Below are 15,148 nucleotides of genomic sequence, written 5' to 3'. Positions count from 1 at the left end.
CATAAGTCCCCTGTGGGAGCGAGCCTGCTCGCGATAGCGGTGGGTCAACTTGCATCGATATGGGATGTACCACCGCCATCGCGAGCAGGCTCGCTCCCACACTTTGCTCGGGCGTTCACGGGTTCGATGTACGCCACAAGTCCCCGGTGGGAGCGAGCTTGCTCGCGATAGCGGTGGGTCAACTTGCATCGATATGGGATGTACCACCGCCATCGCGAGCAGGCTCGCTCCCACACTTTTTTCGGGCGTTCACGGGTTCGATGTACGCCACAAATCCCCTGTGGGAGCGAGCCTGCTCGCGATAGCGGTGGGTCAACTTGCATCGATATGGGATGTACCACCGCCATCGCGAGCAGGCTCGCTCCCACACTTTTTTCGGGCGTTCACGGGTTCGATGTACGCCATAAGTCCCCTGTGGGAGCGAGCCTGCTCGCGATAGCGGTGGGTCAACTTGCATCGATATGGGATGTACCACCGCCATCGCGAGCAGGCTCGCTCCCACACTTTGCTCGGGCGTTCATGGGTTCGATGTACGCCACAAGTCCCCTATGGGGGCGAGCCTGCTCGCGATAGCGGTGGGTCAGCCTGCATCAATCTTGAATGTGCCACGCCTGGCAGTTGCTCATCGCAATTGAGTTGGCGGCGATTGCAACGGCACATAAATGTCCGTCTGCCACTGGTCCTTCGGCGTCTCCGGGTAAACGCTCAGGTAGTGAAAGAACAGCGGCTGGTCACGAAGCTCTTCTCCACTGTTCGGGAGCCAGTCGCGGTAGATCGGGTAGATGCTCTCGCTGATGAGATCCGTCGAGCCCACGTGTCGCACCACGGCGCAGCGGCCGCCGGCGATCAGGGCTTCGCGTATGCCGAAGGTGTTCGGTGTGACGGCCTGGTGGATCTCACCGCAAATGGCAAAGCGAAACTCTTCCGGCGGCGTGGTATCGGGGTTGGTAAAGGGAATGCCAAAGGTGCGGCTCGATGCCACCGGCGATTGTCCGCTCTGCATGCGCCACTGGATGAAGTTGCGCACGCTTTCATCGAGAAGCTGTGTCGGACCGCGATGTTCGAGTGCGGCGACCCTGACTTCGGGAAAGTCCACGATGTGTAATTGCATGATGACGCTCCTGGAAAAGTGGGGGATTTCAAACGCCGCATTCCAGACCTGCCAGCTCGGTTGCTGCCTGAATGTACTCGGCGCCACGCCGAACGCCCGCTTGAAGGCCCTGCTGAATGCCTCGGGGCTTTCGAAGCCGGCATCGAAGGCCGCTTCCAGCACCGCATAATCGGCATGCGATGCCAGGCGATTGGCCGCACGACGAAGGCGCATCAGTTGCACATAACGTGCGACAGGCACGCCCATGTACGCGGTGAACTGCCGATGGAAGTGAAACGCCGAGAAGTTCGCCACCTGGCTCAGCGTGTTCACCGACAGTTCATCCTCGAGGTGGGCGTCGATGTAAGCGAGTACGCTGTTGAATCGCTTTATGTAGGCAGCATTGGTCGATTGGGCGGGCACCGGGCAAAAGCTCCTGGAAGGACGTTGAGCGATAGGATCGGTGATGCCGATGGGCGTCCGCCTAGCCGTACTTGCTCAAGCTTGCGAACGTGGCGAGGGAGCTTGCTCCCGCTGGGCTGCGCAGCAGCCCAAACACAGAATCAATACTGCTTCGCCACCGCCAAGTTGTACCGCGACTGCAACTCGTCATAACCGGCCCGGGCTGCGGCCAGGTCCTGATTCAGCTCCGCCGCGTCGGCTCCAGAAGCCCAGTGCTGTTGCAGGCGATCGAGGGCGGCAAGCCATTCCTCGGCCGTCAGGCTGATTTTGCTCCAGACGGGTGGGCCACCATTGGCCGAACGTAAACGGGGCAGCGCCCGTACGAAGTTATCTGCATCCGACCAATGGGTTGCCAGGGATTGATGCATGGCGAACAACTGTTGGGGCGTCAGTGATGCGCCGTTGGTCATCGCGTCAAGGGCATTGATGGTCTGGCGTGCGCGGATCATGAAGCGCAGCGTGTACCAATGCTGGTCGTGTCCCAGGCGCTCTTCGATGGAGGCCAGTTGCTCCTCGCGAACGAGTATTTGCGGATGCTCCAGAGCTTGGCGCAAAGGTATCGCCTGGTCGCGGGTGCCTTGCAATTGCAGCTCCAAGGTCCGTCCTATGGGGTCAAAGGGAGGCTGGTCTTGCGCTCGAGTTGCGAACCAGCGTTCGGCGGCTTCAGCCTTTGGACGCAGGTTGTCATAGGCCCTGAGGTAATTTTTGGCAAGGTATTGCAGGCTACCCGGTTCGCCACCGAACCATGGATAGCAGGGCGAGGGCTGTACAGCCTTCGGCGGATTGATGTTGGCGGAGCCCATGCCAAAGCCGACAAAGCTCCTCCAGAACGAATTGTTTTCCCGGGATTGAGCAACGAGGTTGCGGTAATCGGTGTAGCGCTGTTCCAGCAGGTCCGCGCCATCCACCAGGCAGGTGTTTATTTGCTGGACTTCCAGCCAGCGCGAGCGGGTCTCATTGTCGATATGCGCCGGATCTATCTGTTTGACCAGCCAGCCCAGGCTCAACAGCACTATCACGGCAGTGGCGAACGCTCGGCTGCTGATCATGGTTGACCTGCCTTGGATGCCTTGAACGCATGCCACTGGTCTGCGGACAGTTTGGACGGGCAGGGTGACGCGGTGAGCTGGCGGGCGGCACAGGTTCGCTGGGGCCAGGACTGCAATCCTTCGTTCGCGGCCAGCGGCGCGTTTCCAGCCAAGGCGTTGCACAGCAGGGCCATGGGCACGAGCATGCCCAGGAATACGCCGATGAGGACGTCTCTGGGCACCCGTTCACAAATTCGGGAAAGAAAAGAGGTGCAACGATCGCAGACGGCTTTCCCGCTCAGGGCCGCCAGTACGGCGAGGCTATTGAAGTAGGCCACTGCCCCGAGAATACCGCCCGCCAGGTAGATGACGCCGCCCAGCAGCCCGACCCAAAGGCTGTCGCGGATCGGCAGCGGGGCGGGTCGTCGCAGGCTCAGCCAGTGGCCCAAGCGTGCGTGAATCTTGCGGTCCAGGCGCCAGGCGATGCGGCTCAGCGGTTTGCAGACTGTGCGGAGTCCCCAGGCGATGATGCCGAGCGACAGCGTGCGAAGGAGCATGTCGACCACGCTGGTATAGAACGAACCGCCCAGGCGGTATTCCAGGAACCAGCTCATGCAGGCGGACGTGCTGAGGATCGCCAGCGGCACGGCCAGGACCGGTGCTCGTCGCCGCAGCGGCCGCCAGTTGTCCGGGGCCAACTGAGGCATCTGGTACAGCAATTGTGGGTAGCGAATCTGAACGGTGAGATACAGCGCTTCGCAAGCCTCCCAGTCTGCGTCACTGAACGTCATGCTCAAGCGCACCCGGGCGTCTTCGTCGAGTGTTCCAAAGAGCATGCGCGCCGCCTGGGACTCGCTACTGTCGAAGAGTTCGGTGAGGCGCCGTTGCTGTTTGAGGAACATGTCGCAATGGCTGCGCGCCTGAAGTTGACTCCACCAAGGCTCGGGGCAGGCGTTATGGTGACCGGTCTGCTTCCAGCCCTGTTGCGCACAAATGCCGACGAACAGTTGCTCAGACCAGCCCGGTACTTGCAGGAGCGCGATGGCCAGGCTCTGGTTCAACCATTGGCGTGCGTCCAGGCCCTGTAGCCAAGGGCTGGCAGCCAGTTTTCGAGCCAATTCGAGGAAGCGTCCGGTGTCGGTGCAAGCCGCATTCAGGTGAGCCCCGGCCAGCTCCATGAGCCTGCCGCGCAGGTGTTCGATGGCGGCACGGGGCAGATCCTCGTGTTGCCAGGGCGTCAACCAGTGCAGTTGTTCAATGGCGGCCTCGGCGAGATCGTAGTTATCCTCGTCGACCAAGCAACGCTGCAGCAAGCCCTGTTCGAATTCCCGCTCGCATCCATAGAGGCGCGCCTGGGCCAGACGCTCGGCGAGGTTGGCCGCCGTGATCGCTTCAAGGCATTGCACAGCCAGGCGCTGGGCCGGGGAGGGACCCTGTGTCTCAAGTGGCTGTGACGGAGGCTCCCACTGGGGCACATCGAAGGGCAGTGGTTCGACACCTATCTCCTCCTGCTGCTGCCATTCGCTCCACTCCAACGCCTGCTCATAAGCCTCACGCAACCGCTGGAAGCCCTCGGGGTCTTCGTCAGGCCGATGGCGCTTGAGCAGGCTTGCATACTGGCGCTTGACGCTGCGCTTGTCGGCATCGGTCGGCAGCCCCAATATCTCCCAGCAACTCATCGCCAGACATCCTGCTCCAAAGCTTCGAGCTGCTCGGAGATCTGCATCCGCAGGGCGCGGATGTCGTGCAGTTCCTGGGTGTCGAGCATCTGCGCAAAACGCGTGGCCAGGTCATCGACCTGATGGCGCAGCTCACCACGGCTTTCCTGATAGAGGCGTTCAAGTCGTGCGATCAACAAGGTGTTGGGTTGCTCGTCACGGGGATGGATCTTCAGCGACTCCAAGGCCTTGAGGCGTTGGGCGATTTCCTCGTCGTTGAGCACGCCGGCGTTGTTGGCGATCACCAGATTGCGCCGTTCCCCGGTCTGGACGGTCTGCGCATCGGCTTCCAGCAGGCCGTTGGTGTCATAAGTGAAGCGCACGTCGATACTCACTTCCCCCGCGGGCATGGGCGGCACGGGTATTTCCAGCTCGCCCAGGAGAATGTTTTCGCTGACCTGGCGGCTCTCGCCCTGATACACCTTCAGCAGGACGACCTTTTGCTGGTCACGCAGGGTCACCACACGCTTGACCTTGCTCACCGGCACCACGCAGTTGCGCTCGATGATCGGCAGGTAGTGACCGGTTTCAAGCTTGTTGCCGTACTCGACCGAAATCTCGATACCCATCGAATACGGGCAGACATCGGTGAGCACCACTTCCTCGAGCGCTGCGTCGCGGCTTTTCAGCCCAGCCTGCACGGCGGCACCCAAGGCCACGGCTTCGTCAGGGTTGAGCTGGATCGACGGGAAACGTCCGAACAGGCTGGCCGTCAGCTTGCGAACCAGCGGCATGCGGGTGGTGCCGCCGACCAACAAGACTTCGTCCAGCTCACTGGCGCGGATGCGTGCGTCGCGCAGGGCCGTTTCGATGGGGGCGCGAAGTCGAGTGAGCAGCGGGGCGTAAAGTTCGGCCATTGCCGCCTGGGTGTATTCGTGGCGCCATTCGCGATCCCCGTGGCGCACCGAGAATGTGGCGCTCGGCTCATGACCCAGGGCTTTACGCACGCGCTCGGCCTCGCGGCGCAAGCGGCTGAACAGTTGCGCATCGTCCAGGGGCACCGGGCCGGCGGCAGAGCCCGCCTGGGCGGCCACGAAAGCCTGGAGCAGCAACGTGTCGAAGTCTTCGCCGCCAAGGTAGTTGTCGCCGGCACTGGCCCGTACTTCCATCACGCCTTCGAACAGCTCCAGGATGGACACGTCGAAGGTCCCGCCGCCGAGGTCGAAGACCAGGAACGTGCTGGCGTTGTCGCGCTGGTGCAACCCATAGGCGAGGGCGGCGGCGGTGGGTTCGTTGATCAGTCGTTCGACCTTGAGCCCGGCCAGCTCACCGGCGATGCGCGTGGCTTTGCGCTGGGCATCGCTGAAATAGGCCGGGACGCTGATGACGGCTTCCTCGACCGGCTCGCCGAAATGCCGCTCGGCGTCCTCGCGCAGGCTGCGCAGGACCATGGCCGACAGCTCCTCGGCGCGGAACTGGCGGTTGCCGAGCGTGGTGAGGCGGGCGCTGCCCATGTAGCGCTTGAACAGCGAGGTCGTGACCTGTGGGTGGGTTTGCAGCCGTTCCAGCGCCGCGCGGCCGACCATCATCCGACCTTCCTCGTCCAGGCCTACCACACTGGGGGTCAGCCACTCGCCGAGTGCATTGGGTACCAGCTGTGCGGCGCCATCGCGCCATGCTGCGATCAGGCTATGGGTGGTGCCCAGGTCAATGCCGACAATCATGTCCGTCAACTCTCCTTAGTCGTTGCTTGGCGATGGCGTTGCGTGCGGGGCAGCTAGCGTATCAGACCTGTAGCGGCGAAATGGTGGAAACCTTTGGGGGGCTGACCTGATGTTAGTCCAGCCAGAACCCTGTGGGAGCGAGCCTGCTCGCGATGACGTCAGTCGATCCAACATCAAGGCCAGCAGATCTACCGCTATCGCGAGCAGGCTCGCTCCCACGGGGCTTTAACGCTCCTCGCGCATGATCCGCGCCACTTCCCCCGAAGCTTCCAACTGCTCGAAAGCGCGCTGGGCCCGGGCGACGGTCTCATCCGGCGTGCTCAAGCTGAAGGCCATGAAGACGCGGGCAGGGCGGTCATCGAAGGAGTAGACCTCCTCCAGGTCGGCGAACGCCACATGCTCTTCGTCGCAGATGATCCGCGCGGCGTTTTCCGGCATCGGCAAGAGCTGGACCTGGTGGTTGAGCAGTTTCTGGAAGTTATCGCGACGGTCCGCCGAGACCACCAGCCGGGTAAACCCCTGCTGTTGCATGAGCAACTGCTTGGAGTCGTTACGCACCACGCCCACGGTGTAGAGCTTGGCATCCTCAAGGTTGCCCAGGGTGATGTCGCGGCGCTCGCGCAGCTTGTAGAGCTTGATGGTCACCCGTTCCAGCTCGCCCACCCACTTGAACAACGACTCGCGCAGCACCGTGCGGTCCATGGGGTAGATCAGCACATTGGGCTCGTGCAGGGCCTTATCGTAAGCCCGGGCCCAGGGGTACAGCAGGATATGGTGATCGGTCAGCCCGGCTTTGTTCAGGGTTTCCTCGACGACGTGGGTGCCGGGCCCGACGACCTTGCCTTCGCGCGGGTACGCGTACAGCGAGTCCTCGGTGACCACTTCGATCCCCTCGGCGTGACTGTGCAGGCTGGTCAAGGCCGCGAACAAACATAAGCAGAACGTCAGGCGGTAGTGCATACAGGCCTCACTGATGTTAGAGGGCAACGCGATTGCGTCCTTGATGTTTGGCCCGGTACAACGCCTGGTCGGCGCGTTGCAGCAGCAGGTCGAAGTGATCCATGGCCTGCGGGTCCAGCTCGGCAACGCCGATGCTCACGGTGACGAAGGGCGACACCGCCGAGCCGCTATGGGGCAGTTCGCGCCTGGCCAGGCTGGCACGAACCCGTTGGGCGGCGTCGTAGGCCTGTTCCGCGTTGATGTTGGGCAGCACCACGACGAACTCTTCGCCACCGAGCCGGGCGGTCAGTTCGCCAGAGCGGCCGAAGACGCCGCGCAGGGTCTCGGCGATTTGCTGTAAGCATTGATCGCCCTGGATATGGCCGTAGGTGTCGTTGTAGACCTTGAAGAAGTCGACGTCGCACATGAGCACCGACAGTGGGGTTTTATGGCGAAGGGCACGGCGAAACTCGACTTCCTTCAGCTCATCGAAATAGCGGCGGTTGGGCAGCCCGGTCAACGCGTCGTGACGTGACAGGGCCTCGAGCGCCTGGTTGGCCGCCTTGAGTTCGGCGGTGCGCGCCTCGACCAGCTCGGCCAGTTGATCACGACTGGCCTCCATGGCCAGTTCATCCAGGCGCTGGCGTTCCAGGTGAGTGTGGAGGTTGTCCTGGAGTTCGTTGACCTGGGATTCGAGCAGGCTCAGTTCGTCCTGGCGACGCACCGAGCGCTGCAGCTTGAAGTGCTGCCTGAGGGTCTGCGGCGTGAGTTGGCCCAGGTGCCGGGCGATATGGATGACGTGTACGGTCACCAGGCGGTTGAACATGGTCATCACCAATCCGGCCAGCAACAACGACTGGATCACCTGGGTGATGACGATGCTGCGGGCTTCACCCCAGAGCCGCTCCCACAGCAGGTTGTTATCGCCCTCGATGATCAGTTCGCCGACCTTTTCGTTGGCGCCTTCGTAGGGCTGGGCGACGAGTTCACGATGCAGCACCGGCGCCGGACCGGACATGACGACGGTGTAGCGATTGAGTTCGATGATCTCGGGCGATTGGCCGGGCCGCAGGATCTTGAGCACCACGCGGCCCACCGGCGCGGCTTTTGCGACGCTGGAGAGTTGTTTGCCCAGGGATTCCCGGTCCAGCTCCCAGATGGCATGGGACAAGGTGTTCTGGAACACCTGGTCGATCAGGACCAGTTCCGAATTCATTTCCGTCAGGTTGTTTTCCCAGGCGAGCCAGGTACGCAATGTGACCATTGCCAGGGTAAACAGCAGGCAGAACAGCAATGTCGCGAGTACCAGGCGCCGCCCTAGCGAGCTGAACGCCTTGATCTGTGGTTGGGTGGATGGGGTCTCGGAGTTGCGCGCCATGTCACAGCCATTTGCGCAGAATGGCATCGTAGACGCCGTTGCGGCGGATGGCTTCCAGACCGGCGCGGAATTTCTCCACCGTTTCGACCGGTGTCCTGCGACTGAACGCCATGCTCAGCGCTTCATCGCTGCTCAAGTCGGAAATCGGCAGTGAACGAACCAGCACCTTGGCCGGGTCTTCGCCGTTCTGGCGAACCAGGTACTGTGCGTTGAGCTCGTTGGAAATCCACATTTCCACATGGTCGACCTTGAGCTTGCGGTAGTTGTGCTCGTACTTGGTGCTTGACTGCAATTGTTCGCCTACGCGAAAACCCTTCGAGATCAGGTACTGCTCGCCCACGTCCTGGTTAACGGTAGCGATCTGGTAGGCGCGGGCTTCGTCCAGCGAGTTGAGTTTTACCGGTCGGTCAGCCAGCGAATACAGGTACCAGTGGGTGGGGGCAATGGCCCCCACCCACTGGAACAGCGATTCGCGCTCAGGAGTACGGGCGATGGAGTAGATCAGCACATTACTGTCGTTGAGCGCCAACTCGTAGGCCCGTGCCCAAGGCATGGACTGGATCGGCGCCTGTACGTTGATTTCCTTGAGCACGGCCTGGACGACCTCGGTGCTCATGCCGGTCATCCGTCCATTCTGCGTCATGTTGTAGGGTGGCAGTTCTTCCGTAACGATGCGCAGCGCAGGCTCTGCCGCGGCATTCGGCGAGAATCCGCTTGCAGCCAGGAGCATCAGAACGCCGAACACCAGCAAGCGGTCAAGCGACAGAACCATCGATAAATACTCTATGAAACCGGCAGGAGACGGTGGGCCGGAAAGTCCTCTACTCGATAGTTATCGGCTGGATTGCCTCAGGCTTGAGTGTCGCTCGTCGCTGCAGGATCAGGACTTTGAGGCGTGCACTCATAGTAGGGGAATGCCTGTGCGCGGTAGTCCTGATACTTATTGAAAATCAGCATGGGATGATTGTCAGTCTCTTGCTCAATTTGCAGTATTGATCACAGTCTGGCGATTTCTGCCCCCCCATAGCAGGGCGCGGGAGTCAAAGGTGGAATACGCTTGAGCCTTGCGTTGTCTCATTCCCGATCCTTCTGCCTGTACTACGCTCCAAAAGTTGCCCGGTCTATATATAAGGACGGGTTGTCGTGGCTTATTACATGTTTCTTGAGGTGTATATGGGTTCAAGGTTTGGTGTCGGGAAAAAGTTGGGCCTTGGGTTTTCCTTTGTCTTGGTCCTGGCGATTGTTTCCATCTTGCTCGCGATGAGTCGGGTGAGTGAAATTAAAAACATTCTGACGACAATCAATGACGTCAATAACGTCAAGACCCGCTATGCGGTGAATTTTCGCGGCAGCGTGCATGATCGTTCGATCGTTCTGCGGGATATCCTGTTGATCGAGAATGTCCAGGAGATTCCTCCTGAAATCGAGAAAATGAAAACGCTGGCCGCGAACTATGCCGAGGCAAGCATCGGTATAAACAAGATGTTCTCGACCCGGTCGGATATCACCGCCGAAGAGCGACAGGCGCTTTCAGCGATTGAAAGCGATCAGGCGAAGACCCTGCCGCTGGTCGAAAAAGTCATCAACCTGCGAATGTCCGGGCAGGCGCCCCAGGCGTTGGCGCTTCTGTTGGGTGAAGCCCGCCCCGCATTTGTCGGATGGTTGAAGTCGATCAACCAGTTGATCGATCTGGAAGAGCGGTTGAACAAGAGTGCGGCGGCTCAGGCACAGAGTGTCGCGGCGACTTTTAACCAGCTCATGGGGTTGCTTGCCCTCGGGATCATCGTCGTGAGTGGCGTCATGGCCTGGCTGCTGACCCGCAGCATTACGCAGCCGGTCCGGCAGGCTTCCCGGTTGGCTCAGGACATCGCCGCCGGCAACTTGACCGGTGTGGTCACGTTCACCGGCAAGGACGAACTGGCCGACCTGCTCAATGCCCTGGTCGGCATGCAATCCAGCCTGGGTGGCACTATCAGGCTTATCTCGGACACTGCAGATAAAGTTGCGACTTCCGCCGGGCAGATGCAGGCGGTGACCGAAAAGAGTACGGCGCACATGCATAAGCAGAGCGAAGAGGTCATCCAGGCCGCTACGGCGGTTAACCAGATGAGTGCGGTCGTCGACGATGTCGCGAAGAACGCGGCGTCAGCTTCAGACGCTTCGATCATGGCAAGTCGATCTTCCCAGCAGGGTCGGGAGCGTGTGCAGGCAACAGTCGGTGCGATCCAGAACATGGCCGATGAGTTGGACCGGACTTCGGTGTTGGTCGTGGGGCTGGCGGATAAAAGCCGGGAAGTTGGCCGGGTACTGGATGTGATTCGCAATATCGCCGAACAAACCAACCTGCTGGCGCTTAACGCTGCTATCGAAGCGGCGCGGGCGGGGGAAAGCGGTCGTGGTTTTGCCGTGGTGGCGGACGAAGTGCGCGCATTGGCGCACAGGACTCAACAGTCAACCGTCGAAATCGAAGCCATGATTTCGGGCATCCAATCCAGTGTCGATGGTGCAACCCATTCGATGGCCGAATGTACCGTGCGTGCGCAAAGTACGCTGTCGACGGCCGGCTCTGCGGGTGCTGCCCTGGATGACATTGCCCAGGCGGTGGAATTGATCTCCGATCGCAACAGGCTTATTGCCAGCGCTGCCGAGCAGCAGGCGCAGGTAGCGCGCGAAGTCGATCTCAATCTGATCAATATCCGTCAGTTGTCCATGCAGTCTGCCGAAGAAGCCGGACACTCCAATGTCGCCAGCGGCGAGCTGTCGAAGCTTTCCCAAGGGTTGCGGGACACGGTGTCGAAGTTCTCGACATGATCACTGCATGGGTTCCTCGCCACGCCACCCGATCCTTGTAGGCTTCCCCCTACGCAAGTTAGGTGTCGGCCCAGGCCAATATAGGCTTGGGCCGATGGTGCTTCACTCCAAAACAAGGCAGTCTGCCACCATCTCTTTTGCCGAGCGCTGTGCTGTGAGTCATCAGTCGCGCCGCGCACTTTCACCGCAAAAGACAAACATCCGTGACATCGGCCTTCCCTGAAGCAGGATCGATCCGCACACCGAGACTTCAGCGCCAAGGCCGAGAGAGTCAAGCCCAGACATGCCATCGCCACTCCACGATCCGCCGTCATCCCGGCCTGCATTGCAGGGCTTGCGTGGATCGCTCTGCGTGTCGGGTCTATGGCTGGTGTCACAGGTGGCGGTCGCCCAGGACCTGACCAGTGTGCCCTTCGAGCAGTTGCTCGAAACCAAGGTCGTCGGCGCGGCTGAGTTTTCCCAGCAACTCACCGACGCACCGTCGGCCGTCTCGGTCATCACCGCCGAGGACATACGCCGTTTCGGCTACAGGACCCTTGGCGAGATCCTGAACAACATGCGCGGCCTGAATGTCGGCTTTGACGGGGCCTACTACTATCTGGGTGGTCGCGGCTACGGGGCGCCAGGCGATTACGCCGGGCGTGTCATGCTGCGGATCGATGGCCAGCCTGTCGCCGACAACATTTTCAACCAGCTCTATCTCGGCGAGGACGGCTTGCTCGACACCGAGATGATCGAGCGGGTCGAGTATGCGCCGGGCCCGGGATCGGCGCTGTACGGCAATGGTGCGTTCCTCGGCGTAATCAATGTCGTGACACTCAGGGGGCGCGATCTGGAGGGCGGCCAGGTTGCCATGACCACTGGCTCGAGCGGTGATCGCAAGGTCCGCACCAGTTGGGGCACGCGGCTGGACAACGGTGCGGAATGGCTGGTTTCGGCCTCGGCATCCCAGGCCGACCTGCCGGACATCCAGCTCACCGAGGATGTTCTTCGTGATGACATGGGCGCGCATCGTCTGTTTGTCAAAGGCTCGCAAGGCGCCTGGAGTGTCGAGGGAGCCTTTGTCGAGCGTAAGCAGCAAGAGCTGACGATCCCGCTGGGGGCCGATCTGAACTTTTCCGATCAGAACGACTTCCTGAAGCTCGGCCACGATGCCGACTTCGGCAGCTTCCGCACCTCCGTTCGGCTCTCCCATGGTGGTTACGCTTATCGCTATGCCTATCGCGAACCCATTGACGATGGACGCCGCTTCACTGAGGACATCACTGCCGATGGTCGTTGGTGGGATCTGGAGGGAACCCTCAGCAGCGTTGCCTTCAGTGGGCACCGCCTGGTGCTGGGCAGCGAGTATCGCGACGACTATCAACAGGACCAGCAGATACGCCGGTATTTCCCCCGACGTGATGAGCATTTTGAACATCACACCTGGAGCTCGTCCCAGACCTTCAGCCTGTATGCCCAGGATGAGATCGCGCTGCATCAGGACCTGAGCCTGAACCTGGGCCTGCGGGCCGACCAACGCAGTGCCGAAAACTCGCAGACGCGCACCAATCCGCGGACCGCGCTGGTCTATACCGGCCTGGCACACACCAGCCTGTCGCTGTCCCATGGCAGTGCTACCCGCTTCGCAAGCCGCAACGAGGTCACCTTCAGCGAACTCCCCAGCGTCGAGTCGGAGCGGGTGACTACCACCGAGTTCGTGGCTGATTATCGTCAGGGTGATTTTCGTCTGCTCAGCACCTCCTATCGCTACCGCATCGACGATCCGATCAGGCGTTTCGGCGAGCCGGTGCTGGAGTGGATCGACACCCGGGGTACCGAACTGGAGGCGCAATGGCAACTGGGGGATGTTGAGCTACGGGGCAGCCACACCTGGCAGCACTCGGAGGACGACCTGGGTCGCGAGTTGATCAATTCACCGCGTAACCTGACCAAGCTGCAGGTGTCGATGCCTGTGGTTGGCGAGCGCTTGCGAGCAAGCCTGGCAGCCCGCTACGTGGGCCAGCGCCTGGTGGGCCCCGAGACCAGCGCCGCGGGCTACGCGATAACCGATCTCACCTTCACGAGCCAGGGTATCGTGCCGGGTGTGAGTGTCACTGCCGCCGTGCGCAATCTCTTCGACCGCCGCTACAAGGATGCCGCGCTCTTCGAACTCGAGAACGATGCTGCATTGTCCGAGCGCGGCGAGCGTAGCGTTTGGCTCACCCTGGGGTACGCGTTCGAATGAAGACCGCCGCCCTCCACATACTTGCCCTCATCACCCTGTGCCTGTCCAGTCACATGGTGAGAGCCGATGTCGAGGGGGTGGACGAGCGCGCCATGAAGGCGGCCTACCTGTACAACTTCGCCCTGTTTGCCCAGTGGCCGACATTGCCTGCCGCCGATTTCCAGTTGTGCGTGCTCGGTAGCACGCAACTGGACGCGGAACTCGTCCGCCTGCAAGGCAAGCGTGTCCAGAATGGCCTGCCGATCCGCATGCGCTGGGTGTTGCCCAACGACCCGCTTACCGGCTGCCAGGTGCTTTATATCGACGAGCACAACCGTCGGTCTCTCGATGCGTTGTTGAACCAGCTTGCCACGACGCCGGTGCTGACCATCACCGACGCGGCGGGCTTTGCCGACCGGGGCGTGATGATCGAGATGCGACGACAGGAGCAGCGCATCGTCTTCGACATCAACCTGATCGCGGCGCAGCGCGCGCACCTCAATTTCAGCTCGCGGCTGCTCAAGCTCGCCAGTTTCGTGGCCTACAGGTCCTAGGTCTATGCCTCGTATACCTTTCAAGGACCGACCGCTGCGGGACAAGCTCACCCAGACGGGCTTTTTGTTGACGACCGCGGCGATCATGCTCCTGTTGGTCACACTGCTGGCTTATCAACTGGTCATGCAGCGCCGGGCACTGGTCGAGGAGATGCGGGCCCATGCCCTGGTGGTCGGCAGCAATGGCGCGGCGGCGATCATGTTCGGCGACGCTGATGAAGCCTATGAAACACTGGCTTCCCTCAAGCACATTCCGGACATCACCTGGGCGGCGTTCGTGCTGCCCAATGGGCAGGAACTGGCGGTCTATCAGCGCGAGCCGGTGGAGCCGGGCGAGAATCACACCGGCGCCGAAAATATTGGCTGGTGTTCGTTATTGGTCCGCCTGCCGGTGGAGCTTCATGGACAGTTCATCGGCAATATTGCGGTGCACGCGAGCCTGGCGTCCCTCTACCATCGCCTGGCGTTACAAGCCATGTTCGGCGCTTTTGCGGCCATCGTGGCGCTGTCCCTGTCCCTGGTTTTTTCGCGTCGGATCGCGTCAGGCATCGTGCGGCCGTTGCTGAATCTGGTACACCTGACCGAGCAGGTGCGCTCCGAGCAGGACTTCAGCCTGCGGGCCACGGTATACGGCAACGATGAGACCGGGCGTCTGGCTCGCAGCTTCAACGACATGATGGTGCAGCTCGAGCGTCACGATGAAAGGATCAGCGCCGAGTTGCAGCAGCGTCGGCTGGCCGAACAGCAGCTCAATCAGTTGGCCTATCACGATCCGATCACCGGCCTGTACAACCGGCACTACTTCAAGGAAAAACTCGAGGCGGCAGTGATGGGGGCGCTGCGCTACGGCAGCTCTTGCGCGGTCATGTTCATCGACCTCGATGACTTCAAGATCGTCAACGACACCCTCGGTCACGAGACTGGCGACCAGTTGCTGATCCTCGTTGCCGAGCGTCTGCGCGACACCTTGCGCAGCAATGACGTGGTGTGCCGGATTGGCGGTGACGAATTTGCGATCATCCTGGAAAACGGTCCCGGCGCCGACCAGGTCAAGCGGGTTGCCGCCAATATCGTCAGCGCGCTGTCCAGTCCTTTCAATATCGGCGGCCGGGAGATCAATGTTGGCGCGAGCCTGGGTATCAGCCTGTGTCCTGACCATGCATCGGACACGGCCAGCTTGTTACGCAATGCAGACAGTGCCATGTATCGCGCCAAAGGCAGCGGCAAGAACAACTACCACTTGTACGAGCCGGAAGCGGAAAACGACCAGCCGTGATGCTGGTCGAGGATCAAGCGAC

11 protein-coding genes are annotated in these 15,148 nt (G+C 61.2%); 4 read left to right on the top strand and 7 right to left on the bottom strand.

Annotation, left to right across the window (positions count from 1 at the left end; translation table 11 throughout):
* Nucleotides 1-622 precede the first annotated feature (622 nt).
* From LOY67_RS15995 to LOY67_RS15965, 7 genes are all read right to left on the bottom strand, one after another.
* Nucleotides 623-1,513: an AraC family transcriptional regulator gene (locus LOY67_RS15995; protein ID WP_265063420.1), complete on the bottom strand. Its 891-nt coding sequence runs from the start codon at nucleotides 1,511-1,513 to the stop codon at nucleotides 623-625.
* Nucleotides 1,514-1,653: 140 nt separating this feature from the next.
* Nucleotides 1,654-2,601 (bottom strand): YiiG family protein, encoded by a 948-nt coding sequence (locus tag LOY67_RS15990; RefSeq protein WP_265063419.1) that lies wholly within the window; start codon nucleotides 2,599-2,601, stop codon nucleotides 1,654-1,656.
* Nucleotides 2,598-4,259 carry a J domain-containing protein gene (locus tag LOY67_RS15985; protein ID WP_265063418.1) on the bottom strand — a complete coding sequence of 554 codons (1,662 nt, stop codon included), beginning with the start codon at nucleotides 4,257-4,259 and terminating at the stop codon, nucleotides 2,598-2,600. The genes LOY67_RS15990 and LOY67_RS15985 overlap by 4 nt, the downstream gene beginning before the upstream one ends.
* Nucleotides 4,256-5,962 (bottom strand): molecular chaperone HscC, encoded by a 1,707-nt coding sequence (locus LOY67_RS15980; RefSeq protein WP_265063417.1) that lies wholly within the window; start codon nucleotides 5,960-5,962, stop codon nucleotides 4,256-4,258. Before LOY67_RS15980 ends, LOY67_RS15985 begins: the two co-directional genes overlap by 4 nt.
* Nucleotides 5,963-6,187: 225 nt before the next feature.
* Nucleotides 6,188-6,922, bottom strand: a complete 735-nt coding sequence (locus LOY67_RS15975) for an ABC transporter substrate-binding protein (RefSeq protein ID WP_265063416.1) — start codon at nucleotides 6,920-6,922, stop codon at nucleotides 6,188-6,190.
* Nucleotides 6,923-6,938: 16 nt separating this feature from the next.
* A complete protein-coding gene (locus tag LOY67_RS15970) occupies nucleotides 6,939-8,279 on the bottom strand; it encodes a GGDEF domain-containing protein (RefSeq protein ID WP_265063415.1) in 1,341 nt (446 codons plus the stop codon).
* A 1-nt stretch (nucleotide 8,280) separates the two neighbouring features.
* Entirely contained in the window at nucleotides 8,281-9,051 is a 771-nt protein-coding gene (locus LOY67_RS15965; protein ID WP_265063414.1) for a substrate-binding periplasmic protein, read from the bottom strand.
* 401 nt (nucleotides 9,052-9,452) lie between these two features.
* Here LOY67_RS15965 and LOY67_RS15960 point away from each other — a divergent pair, with 401 nt between their 5' ends.
* From LOY67_RS15960 to LOY67_RS15945, 4 genes are all read left to right on the top strand, one after another.
* Entirely contained in the window at nucleotides 9,453-11,090 is a 1,638-nt protein-coding gene (locus tag LOY67_RS15960) for a methyl-accepting chemotaxis protein (RefSeq protein WP_413776220.1), read from the top strand.
* Between the two features lie 352 nt (nucleotides 11,091-11,442).
* Nucleotides 11,443-13,317 (top strand): TonB-dependent receptor plug domain-containing protein, encoded by a 1,875-nt coding sequence (locus tag LOY67_RS15955; protein ID WP_265063412.1) that lies wholly within the window; start codon nucleotides 11,443-11,445, stop codon nucleotides 13,315-13,317.
* On the top strand, nucleotides 13,314-13,850 hold the full coding sequence (locus LOY67_RS15950) for a YfiR family protein (RefSeq protein ID WP_265063411.1): 537 nt from the start codon (nucleotides 13,314-13,316) through the stop codon (nucleotides 13,848-13,850). Before LOY67_RS15955 ends, LOY67_RS15950 begins: the two co-directional genes overlap by 4 nt.
* A gap of 4 nt (nucleotides 13,851-13,854) precedes the next feature.
* Complete coding sequence (locus LOY67_RS15945; protein ID WP_265063410.1) at nucleotides 13,855-15,126, top strand: sensor domain-containing diguanylate cyclase; 1,272 nt, start codon at nucleotides 13,855-13,857, stop codon at nucleotides 15,124-15,126.
* The last annotated feature ends 22 nt before the right edge of the window (nucleotides 15,127-15,148 follow it).

The organism is Pseudomonas sp. B21-056 (genome assembly GCF_026016325.1).
GTDB lineage: Bacteria > Pseudomonadota > Gammaproteobacteria > Pseudomonadales > Pseudomonadaceae > Aquipseudomonas.
Note: the sequence above shows the minus strand (reverse complement) of the source record. Positions and strands in the feature narration are given on the sequence as shown.

Excerpts from the sequence above, each read along its gene's own strand:
- LOY67_RS15960 (WP_413776220.1), top strand. The coding sequence starts at position 9,453 with ATGGGTTCAAGGTTTGGTGTCGGGAAAAAGTTGGGCCTTGGGTTTTCC.
- LOY67_RS15990 (WP_265063419.1), bottom strand. The coding sequence starts at position 2,601 with ATGATCAGCAGCCGAGCGTTCGCCACTGCCGTGATAGTGCTGTTGAGC.
- LOY67_RS15965 (WP_265063414.1), bottom strand. The coding sequence starts at position 9,051 with ATGGTTCTGTCGCTTGACCGCTTGCTGGTGTTCGGCGTTCTGATGCTC.
- LOY67_RS15950 (WP_265063411.1), top strand. The coding sequence starts at position 13,314 with ATGAAGACCGCCGCCCTCCACATACTTGCCCTCATCACCCTGTGCCTG.
- LOY67_RS15945 (WP_265063410.1), top strand. The coding sequence starts at position 13,855 with ATGCCTCGTATACCTTTCAAGGACCGACCGCTGCGGGACAAGCTCACC.
- LOY67_RS15970 (WP_265063415.1), bottom strand. The coding sequence starts at position 8,279 with ATGGCGCGCAACTCCGAGACCCCATCCACCCAACCACAGATCAAGGCG.
- LOY67_RS15985 (WP_265063418.1), bottom strand. The coding sequence starts at position 4,259 with ATGAGTTGCTGGGAGATATTGGGGCTGCCGACCGATGCCGACAAGCGC.
- LOY67_RS15975 (WP_265063416.1), bottom strand. The coding sequence starts at position 6,922 with ATGCACTACCGCCTGACGTTCTGCTTATGTTTGTTCGCGGCCTTGACC.
- LOY67_RS15980 (WP_265063417.1), bottom strand. The coding sequence starts at position 5,962 with ATGATTGTCGGCATTGACCTGGGCACCACCCATAGCCTGATCGCAGCA.